This window comes from Nocardioides ultimimeridianus (assembly GCF_054777895.1).
In genome coordinates, this window is record NZ_BAAHAB010000009.1 from 210,471 (window position 1) to 225,857 (window position 15,387).

At 73.4% G+C, this 15,387-nt stretch carries 16 protein-coding genes; 9 read left to right on the forward strand and 7 right to left on the reverse strand.

What is annotated here, in order from left to right; translation table 11 throughout:
* Window positions 1-34: 34 nt before the first annotated feature.
* Together ACYU8V_RS09585 and ACYU8V_RS09590 are read left to right on the forward strand one after the other, a co-directional pair.
* Entirely contained in the window at window positions 35-1,657 is a 1,623-nt protein-coding gene (locus tag ACYU8V_RS09585; protein ID WP_460846936.1) for an ATP-binding protein, read from the forward strand.
* The gene (locus tag ACYU8V_RS09590) at window positions 1,654-2,361 is read left to right on the forward strand and encodes a response regulator (RefSeq protein WP_460846937.1); all 708 of its coding nucleotides are present in this window, start codon (window positions 1,654-1,656) and stop codon (window positions 2,359-2,361) included. Before ACYU8V_RS09585 ends, ACYU8V_RS09590 begins: the two co-directional genes overlap by 4 nt.
* Here ACYU8V_RS09590 and ACYU8V_RS09595 read toward each other — a convergent pair.
* From ACYU8V_RS09595 to ACYU8V_RS09610, 4 genes are all read right to left on the reverse strand, one after another.
* The gene (locus ACYU8V_RS09595) at window positions 2,328-3,275 is read right to left on the reverse strand and encodes a universal stress protein (RefSeq protein WP_460846938.1); all 948 of its coding nucleotides are present in this window, start codon (window positions 3,273-3,275) and stop codon (window positions 2,328-2,330) included. The genes ACYU8V_RS09590 and ACYU8V_RS09595 overlap by 34 nt on opposite strands.
* A gap of 90 nt (window positions 3,276-3,365) precedes the next feature.
* Window positions 3,366-4,277, reverse strand: a complete 912-nt coding sequence (locus ACYU8V_RS09600) for an AIM24 family protein (RefSeq protein WP_460846940.1) — start codon at window positions 4,275-4,277, stop codon at window positions 3,366-3,368.
* Window positions 4,277-5,074 (reverse strand): AIM24 family protein, encoded by a 798-nt coding sequence (locus ACYU8V_RS09605; protein WP_460846942.1) that lies wholly within the window; start codon window positions 5,072-5,074, stop codon window positions 4,277-4,279. Before ACYU8V_RS09605 ends, ACYU8V_RS09600 begins: the two co-directional genes overlap by 1 nt.
* An 11-nt stretch (window positions 5,075-5,085) precedes the next feature.
* Window positions 5,086-5,601 (reverse strand): 2'-5' RNA ligase family protein, encoded by a 516-nt coding sequence (locus ACYU8V_RS09610; protein ID WP_460846943.1) that lies wholly within the window; start codon window positions 5,599-5,601, stop codon window positions 5,086-5,088.
* A gap of 103 nt (window positions 5,602-5,704) precedes the next feature.
* Between ACYU8V_RS09610 and ACYU8V_RS09615 the strand changes: the two genes are divergently transcribed.
* From ACYU8V_RS09615 to ACYU8V_RS09625, 3 genes are all read left to right on the forward strand, one after another.
* On the forward strand, window positions 5,705-5,833 hold the full coding sequence (locus ACYU8V_RS09615; protein ID WP_460846944.1) for a hypothetical protein: 129 nt from the start codon (window positions 5,705-5,707) through the stop codon (window positions 5,831-5,833).
* A gap of 62 nt (window positions 5,834-5,895) precedes the next feature.
* Window positions 5,896-6,927, forward strand: a complete 1,032-nt coding sequence (gene cobT, locus ACYU8V_RS09620) for a nicotinate-nucleotide--dimethylbenzimidazole phosphoribosyltransferase (RefSeq protein WP_460846945.1) — start codon at window positions 5,896-5,898, stop codon at window positions 6,925-6,927.
* Window positions 6,924-7,679, forward strand: a complete 756-nt coding sequence (locus ACYU8V_RS09625; RefSeq protein WP_460846946.1) for an adenosylcobinamide-GDP ribazoletransferase — start codon at window positions 6,924-6,926, stop codon at window positions 7,677-7,679. The genes cobT and ACYU8V_RS09625 overlap by 4 nt, the downstream gene beginning before the upstream one ends.
* Before the next feature lie 11 nt (window positions 7,680-7,690).
* On the opposite strand, the gene ACYU8V_RS09630 is transcribed toward ACYU8V_RS09625, so the two are convergent.
* Both ACYU8V_RS09630 and ACYU8V_RS09635 read right to left on the reverse strand, forming a co-directional pair.
* Window positions 7,691-8,224: a bifunctional adenosylcobinamide kinase/adenosylcobinamide-phosphate guanylyltransferase gene (locus ACYU8V_RS09630; protein ID WP_460846947.1), complete on the reverse strand. Its 534-nt coding sequence runs from the start codon at window positions 8,222-8,224 to the stop codon at window positions 7,691-7,693.
* Window positions 8,221-9,660 (reverse strand): RNB domain-containing ribonuclease, encoded by a 1,440-nt coding sequence (locus tag ACYU8V_RS09635; protein WP_460846948.1) that lies wholly within the window; start codon window positions 9,658-9,660, stop codon window positions 8,221-8,223. Before ACYU8V_RS09635 ends, ACYU8V_RS09630 begins: the two co-directional genes overlap by 4 nt.
* Window positions 9,661-9,711: 51 nt before the next feature.
* On the opposite strand from ACYU8V_RS09635, the gene yaaA reads away from it, so the two are divergent.
* From yaaA to ACYU8V_RS09655, 4 genes are all read left to right on the forward strand, one after another.
* Window positions 9,712-10,491 carry a peroxide stress protein YaaA gene (gene yaaA / locus ACYU8V_RS09640; protein ID WP_460846949.1) on the forward strand — a complete coding sequence of 260 codons (780 nt, stop codon included), beginning with the start codon at window positions 9,712-9,714 and terminating at the stop codon, window positions 10,489-10,491.
* A gap of 103 nt (window positions 10,492-10,594) precedes the next feature.
* Entirely contained in the window at window positions 10,595-11,632 is a 1,038-nt protein-coding gene (sepH, locus tag ACYU8V_RS09645) for a septation protein SepH (protein ID WP_460846950.1), read from the forward strand.
* 27 nt (window positions 11,633-11,659) lie between these two features.
* Window positions 11,660-13,696, forward strand: a complete 2,037-nt coding sequence (locus ACYU8V_RS09650) for an SDR family oxidoreductase (RefSeq protein ID WP_460846952.1) — start codon at window positions 11,660-11,662, stop codon at window positions 13,694-13,696.
* A 67-nt stretch (window positions 13,697-13,763) separates the two neighbouring features.
* Window positions 13,764-14,195, forward strand: a complete 432-nt coding sequence (locus ACYU8V_RS09655) for a hypothetical protein (RefSeq protein ID WP_460846953.1) — start codon at window positions 13,764-13,766, stop codon at window positions 14,193-14,195.
* A 4-nt stretch (window positions 14,196-14,199) separates the two neighbouring features.
* Here ACYU8V_RS09655 and ACYU8V_RS09660 read toward each other — a convergent pair whose 3' ends face one another.
* Window positions 14,200-15,210 (reverse strand): DUF4192 domain-containing protein, encoded by a 1,011-nt coding sequence (locus ACYU8V_RS09660; RefSeq protein ID WP_460846955.1) that lies wholly within the window; start codon window positions 15,208-15,210, stop codon window positions 14,200-14,202.
* Window positions 15,211-15,387 lie beyond the last annotated feature (177 nt).

The window sequence follows — 15,387 nt, forward strand, 5'->3', positions numbered from 1 at the left end:
GGTCGCCGGAAGTGACGACCCTCACAATGAGGGGGTGCCCGTCCTCGCGCGCCGGCTGTCGACCCAGATCTTCGCCGCGCAGCTGATCATCCTGTTCGCCACCGTGGCGATCGGGTTCGTGCTGCTCGCGCGCCAGGCGCGGATCGGGCTGGACCACCAGTACCAGGAGCGCTCCGTCGCGATCGCGTCCACCGTCGCCGGCATGCCCGACGTCGGCTCCTGCCTGTCCGGCCGCTTCACCTGCACCGAGCCCCTGGAGGCGCTGGCCCGGCGCGTGGAGCAGGAGTCGGGGGCGACGTACGTCGTCATCCTCGACATGCACGGCATCCGGCACTCGCACCCCAATCCCGACCTGATCGGCGAGGCGGTCGAGGAGCCGATCGCGACCATCGACGGCCGCACCCACGTCGGCACCGACAACGGCTCGCTGGGGCGGTCGGCCAACGGCAAGGCACCGGTGTACGACGCCACGGGCGCGATGGTCGGCGAGGTGTCGGTCGGCATCAAGGAGACGACGGTGGGTGCCGCGCTGCGGGCCCAGCTGCCGGCGTACGCGCTGTGGACCGGGCTCGCGCTCGCCGGCGGCGCGGTGGCCTCCTGGCTCCTCGCACGCCGGCTCAAGCGCACGACCTTCGGGCTGGAGCCGGACGAGATCGCGCTGCTGCTGCGCGAGCGCGAGGCCACCCTGCACGGCATCCGCGAGGGCGTCATCGCGTGCGATCCCGACGACCGGATCACCATGATCAACGACGAGGCGCGGCGGCTCCTCGGGCTCGGCGTCACGCCCACCGGCGGCCGGCTGGCCGACCTGCTGCCGCCGGGCCGGCTGCTCGACGTGCTGGCCGGCAGCGACACCGCCAGCGACGAGGTGGTGCTCACCGACGACTTCGCGCTGCTGGTCAACAAGCTGCCGGTGTTCCTGGCCGGCCGGCCGCACGGCACCGTCGTCACCCTGCGCGACCGCACCGAGATCGCGGGGCTGATCCGCGAGCTGGACGGCGTACGCCGCCTCACCGACACCCTGCGGGCCCAGCACCACGAGTTCACCAACCACATGCACACCGTCGCGGGGCTGATCGAGCTCGGCGAGCACGACGACGCGCTCGCGTTCCTCACCGACGTGCAGACCAGCCAGGCCGGGTTCGCCGACGCCGTCCGGGAGCGGGTCGCCGCGACCGCACTGGTCGGGCTGCTGCTCGGCAAGGCCGCGGCGGCGAGCGAGCGCGGGGTCGAGCTGCGGCTGACCGAGGACAGCTGGCTCGCCGACGTCCCGGAGAAGGTCAACGCCTTCACCACCATCATCGGCAACCTGATCGACAACGCGCTCGACGCGGTGACGACCGGCCCCGCCTCCGGCCCGGGACTGATCGAGGTCACCCTGCGCGACGACGAGGACGAGATCCTGATCGAGGTCGCCGACAACGGCCCCGGGGTGCCGGAGGAGCTGCGCGAGCAGGTGTTCCTGGACGGCTTCACCACCAAGCCCACGACCGGCGGCGTACGCCGGGGCATCGGGCTGGCCCTGGTGCACCGGCTGGTCCAGCGGCTGCACGGGTCGATCTCCCTCGGGCAGGGTCCCGGCGCGCGGTTCGTCGTGCGCGTGCCGATGGGTCCGAGGTCCGACACCGGAACGGGACGAGAGGTCCAGCACGCATGACCCGCAGCACCGGCCCGATCCGCACCCTGGTCGTCGACGACGACTACCGGGTGGCGGCGATCCACACCGCCTTCGTCGAGCGCAGCGAGGGCTTCGTCGTGGTGGGCCGCGCGCACTCGGCCGCCGACGCGGTCGCCATGGTCGAGGAGCACCGGCCCGACCTGGTGCTGATGGACGTGTTCCTGCCCGACGGCGACGGCCTGGAGGTCGTCCGCGGCCTGCTGGAGCGCCCCGCCCCGCCCGACGTCATCGTGATCACCGCCGCCCGCGAGGTCGCGACCGTGCGCACCGCCATGCAGCTGGGCGCGGTCCACTACCTGATGAAGCCGTTCGGGTTCGCCGCCCTCGACAAGCGGCTGCAGTCCTACCGGCAGCTGCGGCACCGCCTCTCCGCGCTGGGCGAGGCCGACCAGAGCGAGGTCGACGAGCTGTTCGGCATGCTCCGCCCGCCGGATGCCGGCCTGGACCGGCCGGCGAAGGGCCACTCCGCGCCGACCCTGGAACTGGTGCGCCGCGCCGTCGCCGACGGCGGCAACATGTCGGCCTCCGAGGTCGCGGCCGCGGTCGGCATCAGCCGCAGCACCGCGGCCCGCTACCTGACCTACCTGCTCGAGCACGGCATCGTCCGGCTCGAGCCCCGCTACGGCAGCACCGGCCGGCCCGAGAACGGCTACACGCTCGCTGCCACGCGCTCGCGGGGCTGAGCCGGCTCGGACCGCTCGAGCACCGGCATCACCTCCACCGGGCACACCACGGAGCGCAGCAGGCTCCGCCCGGTGCTGCCCAGGTTGTGCAGCAGGTCGCGGCGGGGACGGCCGAGCAGCAGCAGGTCGGCCCTCCGGCTCATCTGCCGCAGCACATGGCCCGGGCGGCCGTAGGTGACGGTGGTTGCGACCACGACCCCCGGATAGGCGGCGCGCGCGACGGTGGTCGCCGCATCCAGGTGGTGCTCGACCAGCTCGCTCCACGAGGGGAAGTCGATCAACGACGCGATGACCTCGCCGTACGTCGGCGCCAGGTCCCACACGTGGACCAGCTCCAGCACCGCGTGCTGTCGATGGGCCAGCTCGAAGGCGCGGAGCAGGAGCTCCTCGGGCACCCGCTCGTAGTCCTTGACGCCGACCATGATCCGCCGGCTCGGGCGGCCGCCCGTGGGCAGCGTCTCCGCCACCGGCTCGGACCAGCCGGACGGCACGGTGACGACCGGCGCGTCCGACGTCGCTGCCACCTCGGCGATCAGGGACCCGAAGCTCATGCGTCCGAGCGCCGGCTCACGGTCGTCCCCGAGCACGACCAGGGTCGCCCTCCTCGCAGCGTCGGTGATCCGGTGCCGGCGGTCGCCCGTGACCAGCACCCGGGTCACCCGGTCGGCGGGCAGCAGGTCGTGCGCCAGCGTCTCGCCGGCACTGAGGACCTGCTCGCCGACCACCCGGAACTCCTCGGCCGGAGGTGGCGCGGCGAGCGGAGCGAGAGCGGCCATCGGCAGGTAGTCCGGCGCGACGTGCAGCAGCTCGAGAGGGAGGTCCAGGCGCAGGGCCGCGACGGCGGCGTACCGCACCGATGCGGGCATCGACGTCGATCCGTCGACACAGGCGATGATGGGGCGGGGGTCGTTCATGGTGGGGTCCTTTCGACGCCACCAGTCCACTCGCCGCGGGGTCGTCTCGGGCAGGGCCCGACGCCCCCACGCCGCGGGACCAACGTCACCTCACCACTGCTGGGTGGTGTAGCTCCCGCCGGTGACGGCCTCGCCCTCCAGCTCGTTCTCGAACACCGAGTGCACGGCCACCCGCCCGGGACCGACCAGGCGCAGGAACATCGTGCGCACCTGGAACCGCCGCCAGGTCGACCATCCCCGCATCGACGGCGCCTCGAGGTGCAGCCCCATCTGGACCGAGAGGTCCTTGTAGAGCAGCGAGCGCGGCTGGACCAGGATGTGCTCCCCCGGCGCCAGGTCGCGGATGAAGGAGTTGCCGGGAGCGTGCAGGAGCAGCAGGCCGGGCTGCTCGCGGGCGACGAACACGTCGTCGTACATCCCCAGCGGGTAGTGGGTCTCGCGGTCGTCGCCGTACCCGGTCTGGAACCACATGCCGGTCCGCACGAACGTGTAGTCGATGCTCCCGGTGGCCGCCAGGAAGCGGTGCTCGCGCACCCACATCGCGCCCCCGGCGGGAAGGGGTACGGCGATGACCTCGCCGGCGTGGTTGTCCGAGATCCCGATCCGGCCCGGGCCGGTCGCGTCGAGCATGTACGACGGCATGCCGGCCAGCAGCCGCTTCCACCCGCCCGCGTTCGGGTGGTTGGTGATCCGCACGCCCGGCTCGGCCCACAGCAGGTTGTGGTGGGAGAAGTAGACCGAGTCGCCGGCGTCCAGCGCGAAGTCCGCGACCGGGACCAGGTCGCCCTCGATCTGCACCCGGCTGCGGCCGAACTGGATCCGGGTCATGTCCGCGATCGGCGGCTGCTCGACCCAGCCCGAGTCCGACACCGCGTCGCGCAGGTCGATCGGCGCGCCACAGCTCGGGCAGGAGCGCTGGGCCGCGGCCAGCTGCGAGCGAAGCCGGCAGTACTTGCAGCTGTAGTCCATGGAGTCGACACCCACGCCCTGGGTCGCGGTCATCAGTCGCTCCCGTGGTGGTGGTACATCGACTGGATCCCCAGCCGGCCGGGCCCGACGAACTCGGCGACGTACAGGCCCTTGCTGAACATGCCGGTCTTCACGTCCAGCTGGACGGTGTTCATCTGCACCGAGGCGTCCTTGTAGAGGAAGCCGCCGGGCTCGACCTGGATCCGCTCACCGGGCGCGAGCCTGCGCTCGAAGACGTTGCCGTTGCCGTGCAGCATGACCACGCCGGGCGCGCCGCCGGTGATGAAGCGGTCCATGTACATCCCGTTGCCGCCGTGCAGCAGGTTGGTCAGGCCCTTGATCCGCACGTAGGAGTACGCCGTGGTGTGGCTGGCCACCACGAACGCGTGCTCGCGCACGTCGAGCTCCACGCCGGGCGGCAGCGGGATCACCATCAGCTCGCCGGGGGCGTCGCGGGAGAACGCGATCCGGCCGGGGCCGTAGGCGCAGGTCACGATGTGCGGCATGCCGGCCAGGCTGCGCTTCACCCCGCCCTGCACGTTGTACGCCGCCAGGGGCGTGTGCGCGTCCTTCCACAGCATCACGTGGTGCTCGAAGTAGACCGAGTCGCCCTGCGCGAGGTTCACCTCCGCGACCGGCACCATCGTGCCCTCGACCTGCACCGTGGAGGAGGAGAAGCGGAAGTGCTCCATGTCCCGCATCCGCGGCGCCTCGCGCCAGCCGGAGTCACTGACGACGTCCTCGACGTCCAGCGGCGCCCCGCACTGCGGGCATGTGGTCGTTCCCGGATCGGACTGTGCCTGGCACCACTGACACTCGACGAGTTCCATGACAGCGCACGCTACCCAGCGAGCCGCCAGCTGGCGAGGACCCGGCAGCCGCCCTCGGCGTACCACTGCAGCTCGAGGCGCTCGGCCCGCGCCCGGGCCGGCAGCGTCCCGCCCAGCGCGCCTGCCACGGTGGCCGGGGAGATGTCGGCTGTCGTGTGGTCGAGGGTCACGTGCGGGACCGGGTCGAAGGCGCCGTCGTACGGCCTCAGGTGGGGGTACGCCGCCCGCGCCAGCTCGGTCAGGTGGGCGAAGGGCCCTGCGGGGACCGGGGCGGTGTGGATGATCCCGTTCGGGAAGGCGGCGACGCTCTCCAGCGTGAACCCGAAGGCGGGCGTGGTGCGGGCGATCCCGGCGAGCACCGCCAGATCGTCCTCGCCGGGCGACTCCAGGAACGGGGCGAGCACGGTGACGTGGGCATGCGTGAAGCCCGGGTCCGTCGACACCCAGGCCGGGTCGTAGTGCTGCCAGCGGGAGCGGACGAAGCCCTCCAGCGCCGGCACCGGAACGGCAAGCACGGAGTGACCCACGGATGAACTTCTACCCGCAACCGTCATCTCGGGTCGACTCCGTCGTTGGACCTGTGTCATAACTCGGACGTGACCACACCGTGACCCTGGGGGAATCTCGGACATGACCATCCATCACCCACGCATCGGCACCGATCTGGACGAGCCGGTCCGCGACCCGGAGCTGTCCGGGATGCTGCTGCTCGTCACCCTCATCGCGCTGTTCCTGCTGCTCGTGATCCTGGCCACGTAGTCGGGTTGCCCGGCATCCGTGCGGGCGCGGTCCTCGCGCGCCACGGTCGCTATCTTGCTGGCATGACCGACACGATCGCGCCGCCGAATCCCGCCGTCCACGCCGCCGCCGCCGAGCGGCTGGCCGGGCTGGCGACACCGGCCGGCGCCCTCGGCCGGCTCGGTGAGCTCGGCGTCTGGCTGGCGGCCGCTCAGGGCCAGTGCCCGCCGGCTCCGCTCACGAACGTGCGCCTGGTGATCTTCGCCGGCGACCACGGCGTCGCCCAGCACGGCGTCTCGGCCTATCCCCCGGCCATCACCGGCGCCATGGTGCGGACCTTCGTGGCGGGCCTCGCGGGTGTGTCCGCCCTGGCCGCCGCGCACGACGTCCACGTGCGGGTGCTCGACATCGGCGTCGACGACGACCTCGAGGGCGTCCCGGACGAGGTGCGGGCACACAAGGTACGTCGCTCCTCCGGCGCCATCCACCTCGAGGACGCGCTCACCCCCGAGGAGACCCGGCAGGCGATCGCCGCCGGCCGCGCCATCGCCGACGAGGAGATCGAGGCGGGCGCGCAGCTGCTGCTCAGCGGCGACATGGGCATCGGCAACACCACCCCCGCCTCCGCGATGATCGCCGCCGCGCTCGGCCTGCCCGCCGGCGAGGTCACCGGCCGCGGCACCGGGGTCGACGACGCCGCGCTGGCCCACAAGACCGAGGTCGTGCAGGCCGCGCTGGACCGCGCCGGCAGCCGGCTCGACGACCCGATCGAGACGCTCCAGGCGGTGTCCAGCGCCGACCTGGCCGCGACGGTCGGCTACCTGCTGCGTGCCGCCGAGCGCGGCGTACCGGTGCTGCTGGACGGGCTGATGTCCGTCGCGTGCGCGCTGACCGCCGACCGGATCGCTCCCGGCGCGGCCGCCTGGTTCGCCGCCGGCCACCGCTCCACCGAGCCGGCGCAGTCCCTCGCGCTGGACAAGCTCGGCATCGACCCGATCCTCGATCTGGGCCTGCGCCTCGGCGAGGGCTCGGGCGCGGTCGCGGCCGTGCCCGTGGTGCGCTCGGCGGCCGCGCTGCTGCGCGACGTCGCACTCCTCGCCGACCTCATGCCGTGATCCGGAGCCTCCGCCTGTCGGTGGGCATGCTCACCGTGCTGCGAGTGGGCGTGGTGCTGGAGCCGTCCCGGCGTACGGCGCGCGGCGCGCTGCTGCTCGCACCGATCGCCGTCGCCCCGCTCGGGATCGCGGTCGGGGTCATCCTGTGGGCCGGCACGGTCCTGGGGCTGCCCTCGTTCAGCGCCGCCTTCCTGGCCCTCGGCGCGCTCGCGCTGGGCACCCGGGCGCTCCACCTCGACGGGCTCTCGGACGTGGCCGACGGCCTGACGGCGCCGTACGGACCCGAGCGCGCGCTGGCGATCATGAAGACCGGTGCGTCCGGGCCGGCCGGCACCGCGGCCCTCTTCTTCATCCTCGCCCTGCAGGCGTCCGCCCTCAACGACCTGGTCGCCCGCGACGACTCCGACTGGCGCCGTCCGCTGCTGGCGTGCGGGTGCGTCATGGCGGCCCGGCTCGCGCTGTGGATCACCGCGTCCGCCGTCGTCCCGCCGGCCCGTCCGGACGGGCTCGGCCTCACCTTCACCCGGACCATCCCGCTCCTCGTCACGGTGCTGGGATGGGCCGCCCTGGCCGGTGCGGCCGTCGTGGTCGCGCCGGTGCGCGGCCCGGTCACCGTGGTGCTGGCGTTCGTCGCGATCGCCTTCCTCACCTGGCGCTGCATCCGCCGCTTCGGCGGCGTGACCGGCGACGTCTTCGGCTCCGCGATCGAGCTCGCCTTCGCGATCCTGGCCCTGGGGGCCGCGACGCTCTGAGCCGTCGTGCCTCAGAGCTCGAGGACGCGGCCCGCCACCACGAGGTGGACACGATCGCAGGCGGCGGCGACCCGCTGGTTGACGGTGCCGAGCAGGTCGCGGAACAGGCGCCCGGAGCGGTGGTCGGGTACGACGCCCAGGCCGACCTCGTTGGTCACCAGCACGACCTCGGCATCGGTGCCCGCGGCGGCCAGGGCGTCCACGAGGACGGCGGTCCGCTCCCCGACGGCGCGCTCGGCCTCCTCGACCGGTGCCTCCCACAGGTCCGCCTCGTCGAGCACGCCCTGCAGCCAGGTGCCGAGGCAGTCGACGATCACCGGTCCCGGCGCGGCGCCGATGGCGCCGGCCACGTCGCCCGTCTCCTTGGTCGTCCAGTCCGCGGGCCGCGCGGCGCGGTGGCGGGCGATGCGGGCCGCCCAGTCGGCGTCGTCGTACGACGGACCGGCGGCCACGTAGGTGACCGGACCCGGGCAGGCGCCGATCAGCGCCTCGGCGTGGGCGGACTTGCCCGACCGCACCCCGCCCGTGACCAGGATCCGGGTCACGGGGCGGACAGCCGGAACTCGACCCGTCGCTGGGCCACATCCGCGACGGCCAGGGTGACGCGCACGTCCTGACCCACCGGGAGCGCCGTGTCGGAGGTGACGGGCGCCTCCACGCCGATCTCCGGCACCATCAGCACGCCATGCGTCGGGTTCTTCTCGTCGGCGCTGGTGACGGTGCCGTCGAAGGCCTGGCCGACCCGGTCGGCGAGGATGCCCGCCTCGACCAGGTCCGCGACCGCCCGCTCGTAGGCGTGGGCGCGCCGACCGGAGTCCTCGAGCAACTTCGGCAGCTCGGGCAGCGCGCTGCGGGCCCAGTCGGGCACCGGGGTGCCCGCGCTCAGCGCGATGCAGACCTCGCCGACGTAGCGGTCACCGAGGCGGCGCAGCGGCGCGGTCACGTGGGCGTACTCCGCCGCCACCGCGCTCTGCACCCGCTGTGCGGGCAGCTCGCCGTCGAAGGAGGTGTAGCCGCTGCCGCGCAGCAGTCGCGTGCAGGCGACGGTCATGGCCTGGTGGGCCGGGAGCTTCGGGTCCAGGCCGCGGATGAAGGCCGGGTAGTCCTCGTCGGCCGGCCAGTCCACCTTGAGCGCCTGTGCCACGCGGCGCAGCCGCTCGACGTCGCGCGGGTCAGGCGGCGGGAGGGTGCGCAGCATGCCGACCTTGCCCGCCACCATCAGCCCGGCGGCCGCCATGCCGGTCAGCAGCGAGATCTGGGCGTTCCACAGCTCGACCGGCAGCTGCTCGCGGAACGCCAGCGAGAACGACCCGTCCGCTGCGGTGATCTCCTGCTCGGGCAGCGGCAGCGAGACGCCGCCGCGGGCGATCTCCTGCTTCTCCCGCAGCCGGCCGATCTCCTTGAGCAGGGCGATGACCTCGGGGGCGGAGCCTCCGTCGAGCGCGGCCTGGGCGTCGACGTAGGACCAGCGCGCGGTCGAGCGCACCTTGGCGCGCTCGACGGTCACGGACCGCTGGGCGCCGTCGTGGTCCAGCGCGATCGTCCACAGCAGGGCCGGCCGGACCTGGTCGGGCAGGAGCGACGCGGCGTTCTCGGACAGCGTCGGCGGGTGCAGCGGGATGCGGGTGTCGGCGCCGTACAGCGTCTCGCCGCGGCGCCGCGCCTCCTGGTCGATCGGGTCGCCGGCCTTCACGAAGGCGGCGACGTCGGCGATGGCGTAGTGCACCACGTAGCCGTCCCCGTCGCGCGCGAGGTGCATGGCCTGGTCCAGGTCCATCGAGCCGGCCGGGTCGATGGTGAGGAAGGGGAGGTCGGTGCGGTCCAGCTCGGGCAGCACGACCGCGGCCGCGGCCTTCTCCGCGGCAGCCAGCACCTCGGCCGGGAAGTCCCCCGGCAGGTGCTGCTCCTCGGCGATCCGCTGCAGCCCCTGCTGCAGCTGGGGCGAGCTGGCCCTGACCCGGAACACGACGTTGCTCGGCATGTCCTCGACCCTATCCTCGCGCCGACCGCGCCCACTCCTATCCTGGCGGCCGTGCTGATCCTGCTCCCGCCCAGTGAGGGCAAGACCTCCCCGCGGCGCGGAGCCTCCCTCGACCTGGACGGCCTCTCGCTGCCCGAGCTGACGCCCGCCCGGGAGAAGGTCCTCGACGCGTTGGTCGCCCTGTGCCGCGACGATCCCGCCCGAGCCGCGGAGGTGCTGGGCCTCTCCGCCGGGCAGGCCGACCTCGTCGATCGCAACGCCGCCCTCCGGTCAGCCCCCACCGCGCGCGCCGACCGGGTCTACTCCGGCGTCCTGTACGACGCCCTCGACGTGGCCACCCTCTCCGCCGGAGCCAAGCGCCGGGCGGGCTCCCGGCTGGCCGTCACCTCCTCGCTGTTCGGACTGGTCCGTCTCGCCGACCGGATCCCGGCGTACCGCCTCTCCGGAGACGCCTCCCTCCCGGACCTCGGTCCTGTCGCGGGCGTCTGGCGCGACGCGCTCGGGCCGGCGGTGACCGACGCCCTGGGCCGGGGCCTGCTGGTGGACCTGCGCTCGGGCGTGTACGCCGCCTTCTGGCGCCCGCCCGCCGACCTCGCCCCCCGGGTCGCGACCGTGCGGGTGCTGCACGAGTCGGGCGGGCAGCGGAAGGTGGTCAGCCACTTCAACAAGGCCACCAAGGGCCGCATCGTCCGGGCGCTGCTCGAGGACGGCGCCGACCCGCGCACGCCGCCGGCCCTCGCGGCCGCCCTGGAGCGGCTCGGCTGGAACGTCGAGGTCGGCGCGCCGGGGCCGAAGGGCACGCAGCTCGACGTGGTCGTCCGCGAGCTCTGAGCGGCCCGACCGGGTGGCACGGTCGGTGAAAATGTCGACAGATCGCCAACGGCTGGGCGTGCCGCGCGTCGCGGCAGGCACGGCGGCGTAGGCTCGCGACACCGTGGACGACGAGCGCAGACCTGACCAGGCCCCCGAGCAGACCGGGGAACCCCTGGCTGCGCCGGAACCGCCCTCCCCGATCCGGCTCACGCTGGCGCGGGTGACCGATTCCGGCCGAGCCCTGCTGCTGCTCGACGAGAACGGCGGCGAGCATCTCCTCGAGATCACGCCGCTGCTCCGCACGTCCGTCCACGGTGGCACGCCTCGCCGATCGGAGACCAAGATGACCAGCAGCCTTCGCCCCCGTGACATCCAGAACCGGATCCGCTCCGGCGAGTCACCGGAATCGGTGGCGGAGGCCGCAGGGACGACGGTCGAGGCGATCATGCCCTACGTCGCTCCCGTCCTCGCCGAGCGCGAGCACGTCGCTTCGACGGCGCAGCGGGCCTCGCTGCGACGCGGTCCCGGCGAGCCCAGCACGCCCCCGATCAACCGTCTCCTCGGCGATGCCGTGGCCAACCACCTGGACGCTGTCGGCGCCAAGGCCGATGACGTCACCTGGGACGCCTACCGTCGCGAGACCGGCCGCTGGGTGCTCACCGCCACCTACGCCGTCGGCGGCCGCAGCGGCACCGCCCGCTTCACCTACGACGCCCCGGGCAACTACGCGCTCACCGATGACGACGACGCCCGGTGGCTGATCGGCGACCTCGTCCAGCAGGCCCCCGTCGCCGATCCGGTCGACGACCTCCAGCAGTTCCGCGCACGCCGGCTGGCCTCGACCAGCGCCGCGGACCTCCCGCTCGGCGGATCGCTCGGCGACGACGCCCTCGACCTGGTCGACGGTGCCGCCCCGGTCGACGAGCCGACCACCAACCAGGGCCAGCTGCCCTTCGACGAGCCGCTCCGCTCCACCGTCCCCGAGCCCGTCGCGGCCGAGGCCACGGACACAGCGTCCGCCACCGCCGGGAGCGACGCCGGCGACGGGTCCGAGGAGTCTGCGGAGGCCGCCCGGCACCGCCGTCAGGCGCAGAAGAAGCGCGGCCGCGCCTCGGTCCCGAGCTGGGACGAGATCATGTTCGGACCTACGGGAGATTGAGCCCCGATCCGGCGTAGGGTCCGGGTCATGGCTTACTTCGTCACCGGTGCCACCGGTTTCATCGGTCGTTACCTCGTCGACGAGCTCGTCGACCACCGCGAGGGTGAGATCTACGTCCTGTGCCGGGCCTCGTCCCTGCACCGGCTCGACCCGCTGATCCAGCGGTGGGGCCCGTCCCGGGTGATCCCGGTCATCGGCGACCTGTCCGCGCCCGCGCTCGGCGTCGACCAGGCGTGGATCGACGAGCACGCCGGCAAGGTCGAGCACTTCTTCCACCTCGCGGCGATCTACGACATCACCGCGGACGACGCGACCAACGACGCGATGAACATCGACGGCACCCGCAACGCGCTCGAGCTGGCCGAGAGCCTCGGCGTGACCACCTTCCACCAGGTGTCGTCGGTGGCGGCGGCCGGCGACTACCACGGCCGCTTCACCGAGGACATGTTCGAGGAGGGCCAGCCGCTGCCCTCGCCGTACCACCGCACGAAGTACGAGTCGGAGAAGATCGTGCGCGACGAGGCGACGATGGGCTGGCGGATCTACCGCCCGGCGATCGTCCTGGGGCACTCCCAGACCGGTGCGATGGACAAGATCGACGGTCCCTACTACTTCTTCCCGCTGCTCAAGCGGATGCGCGACAGCCTGCCGGGCTGGCTGCCGCTCGTCGGCGTGGACCTCGGCGACACGAACATGGTGCCGGTCGACTACGTCGCGAAGGCGATGGACCACCTCGGGCACCTGCCGGGCCACGACGGCGAGGCCTTCCACCTGGTCAACCCCGAGCCGCAGCCGGTCGTCGAGTCGATGAACGCCTTCGCCGCGGCGGCCGGAGCGCCCCGCTTCGCCACGCCCCTCGGCGCGACCTCGGCGGCCACCGGTCTGCTCCCCCGCGCCCTGCGCCCGCTGAACATCTTCAACTCCGTCGTCCGCAGCGCGCCCGCCCAGGTCATCCTGGACCAGACCCTGGGCCGCCTCGGCGTCCCGGCCGAGGCCCTGGCCCACACCTCCTTCCACTCGGTGTTCGACGACTCCAAGACGCAGCGGGCGCTGGCGGGCTCCGGCATCGCGGTCCCGCCGCTGGAGACCTACGCCCGGGCGCTCTGGTCCTACTGGGAGGAGAACCTGGACGACTCCACCGCCCGCAACCCGCGCACCCGTGCGGCCCTCAAGGGCAAGTACGTCGTGATCACCGGCGCCTCCTCGGGCATCGGCAAGGTGACCGCCCTGAAGGTCGCCCAGGCCGGCGGCATCCCGGTGCTGGTGGCGCGCGGCAAGGACAAGCTCGAGGAGACCAAGGCGACGATCGAGCAGCGCGGCGGCGAGGCGCGGGTCTTCCCCTGCGACCTGTCCGACCTCAGCGCGATCGACGACCTGTGCCAGCGCCTCATCACCGAGCTGCCCAGTGTCGACTTCGTGGTCAACAACGCGGGCCGGTCGATCCGCCGCTCGCTGAAGCTGTCCCACGACCGGTTCCACGACTTCGAGCGCACGATGCAGCTCAATTACTTCGGCGCCATCCGGCTGATCATCGGGCTGATGCCCCAGCTGACCGCCCAGGGCTCCGGGCACATCGTGAACATCTCCTCGATCGGCGTGCAGACCAACCCCCCGCGGTTCTCGGCGTACGTCGCATCCAAGGCGGCTCTGGACGCGTGGAGCAACGTGGTCTCGTCGGAGGTCGTCGGCAACGGCATCTCGTTCACCAACGTGCACATGCCGCTGGTGCGCACGCCGATGATCGCGCCGACCAAGATCTACGACAAGTTCCCCACCATCTCGCCCGCGCAGGCCGCCGACGTGGTGATCCGGGCCCTCGTCGAGAAGCCGCACGAGATCAACACCGCCCTCGGCACCGCCGGCGAGCTCGCCCACACCGTCGCCCCGCGGGCGGCGTTCCGGGTGCTCAACCTCGCCTACCAGGTCTTCCCGGACTCGGCGGCCGCCAAGGGCCAGAAGCCCCCGTCGGGTGCGGCCGCCGACGCCGCCGAGGCGCCCGCCGCCGGACGTCGCGAGACCGAGCAGATGCTGCTCGCCCAGGTCTTCCGCGGCGTGCACTGGTAACAACACAGGTCCCCTCCCCTGTGGAGGACGCCTGCACGATCCACGCGGGTCGTGCAGGCTGCTGCGGGTGAGCATCGAGGAGCCCCTCACCCCCGCCCTGAGCCGGGTGCTGCGCCGCGCGGTCGTGGACCACGCCGCGTCGATGACCGGGCGCAGCTGCCCGAGCACGCTGCACGTGGGCATCCCCGGCGGACCCCAGCGCACCCTGGCGCTCGACCCCGGGTGGGACCTCGACGCGACCCTGCGCGTGGACATGATCGAGGCGATCACCCGCCGCCCGCTGGAGGAGGGCCGGGTGCCGCTGCTCTGGCTCACCCGGGCCGGGCACAGCCAGGCCAGCAGCGACGACCTGCTCTGGGCGGCGGCGGTCCGCGCGGCGGGCGCGGAGCTGAAGGTCGCCCTCGACCTGGTCGTCGTCACCAAGCACTCCTGGCGGGATCCGCGCAGCGGGGTCGGGCGCACCTGGCGGCGCCACCGCCACCTGCCCGCGCCGGGGTGAGGGCTCACGCCGACCACGCGTCCGGCGGCACGGCGCCCTCCAGCAGGCCGGCGAGCAGGCCCGCCATCGAGTCCTCCGGGTCCGCCCGCTGTGCCCGGTCGACGGCCGCCCACGCCTGAGCACCGTCACCCGCCTGCCAGGCGGCGAAGCCGAGCAGGTCGGCGACCGGCGGCACGAGGTGCTCGGGGGTGCGCGGCAGCACCTGCGCCCAGAACGCGCGGTGCTGCACCGCGGAGCGACGGTCGATGAGTCCCCACGCCGCATCGCGGGCGGGCACCGCCTGCACGGTCCAGACCAGCCGCGCGACCTGCTCGGCGTCGAGCGGCTCCTGGTCCGCGACGTAGCCGCGCACGATGCGCTCGGTCCACCGCACCGCGCGGCGTACCTCGACCTGGCTGTCCGGTCCCGGCGTGTCGCTCAGCCCCAGGCGCTCCAGGGCGGCAGCGACCTCGGCGCAGGCCTGCGGGTCGGGCTCGAGTGCGGCGACCATGTCCTCGCGGCTGGCGTGGGTGAGCCGGCCCTCCACCATCGCCTCGAGCACGAACGGGTGGTCGCTGAGGTCGTAGGCGACCGGGTCCTGGTCGGAGTCCGGCGAGCCGGCGAGCAGTCGGTAGCGCTCACCGTCGGCCCAGATGCAGGCGATGACGTCGATCCCGGCGCGCAGGGCGCCACGACGCAGGGTCAGGCAGACGGCGCGCGCGACCCGCTCGTCGCGACCGAAGACCAGGAACACCGCCGCCCCCACGCCGTGGCGCCGGGCGGGGCCGAGGAGCTTCTCCTCCAGGTCGCGCAGCGCTCGGGGCGAGGCCCGGTCGGGCAGGCTCAGCCGGGCGTGGAACGGCCGCGCGGTCGCGAAGGTGAGCATCACGGCGTCCTCGCCGGGCCAGAAGCCGAGCAGCACCGGGGCGAGGGCGAGCAGGTCCTCCGGGCTGCGGGCGGTCATCTGCCGGACGGGGTCGGGGGTCGAGGCGGGCGAGGTGGGCGAAGGGTGCGAGGAGTGCGAGGAGTTGGTCATGCCCTCCAACCTCACGACGCCCGCCGACAACTCGGACCGTGCGACACAGGGGCTGTGGAGGAGGCACCGGCGCGGCCGGCCTGTGGACGCAGACGTGGCTCGCGATGGGACCAATGGGACCCATGAGGCGGAAGTGACCGACGCGATGTCCCGGTGCCGCGGTGTCGCCGGGTGTCC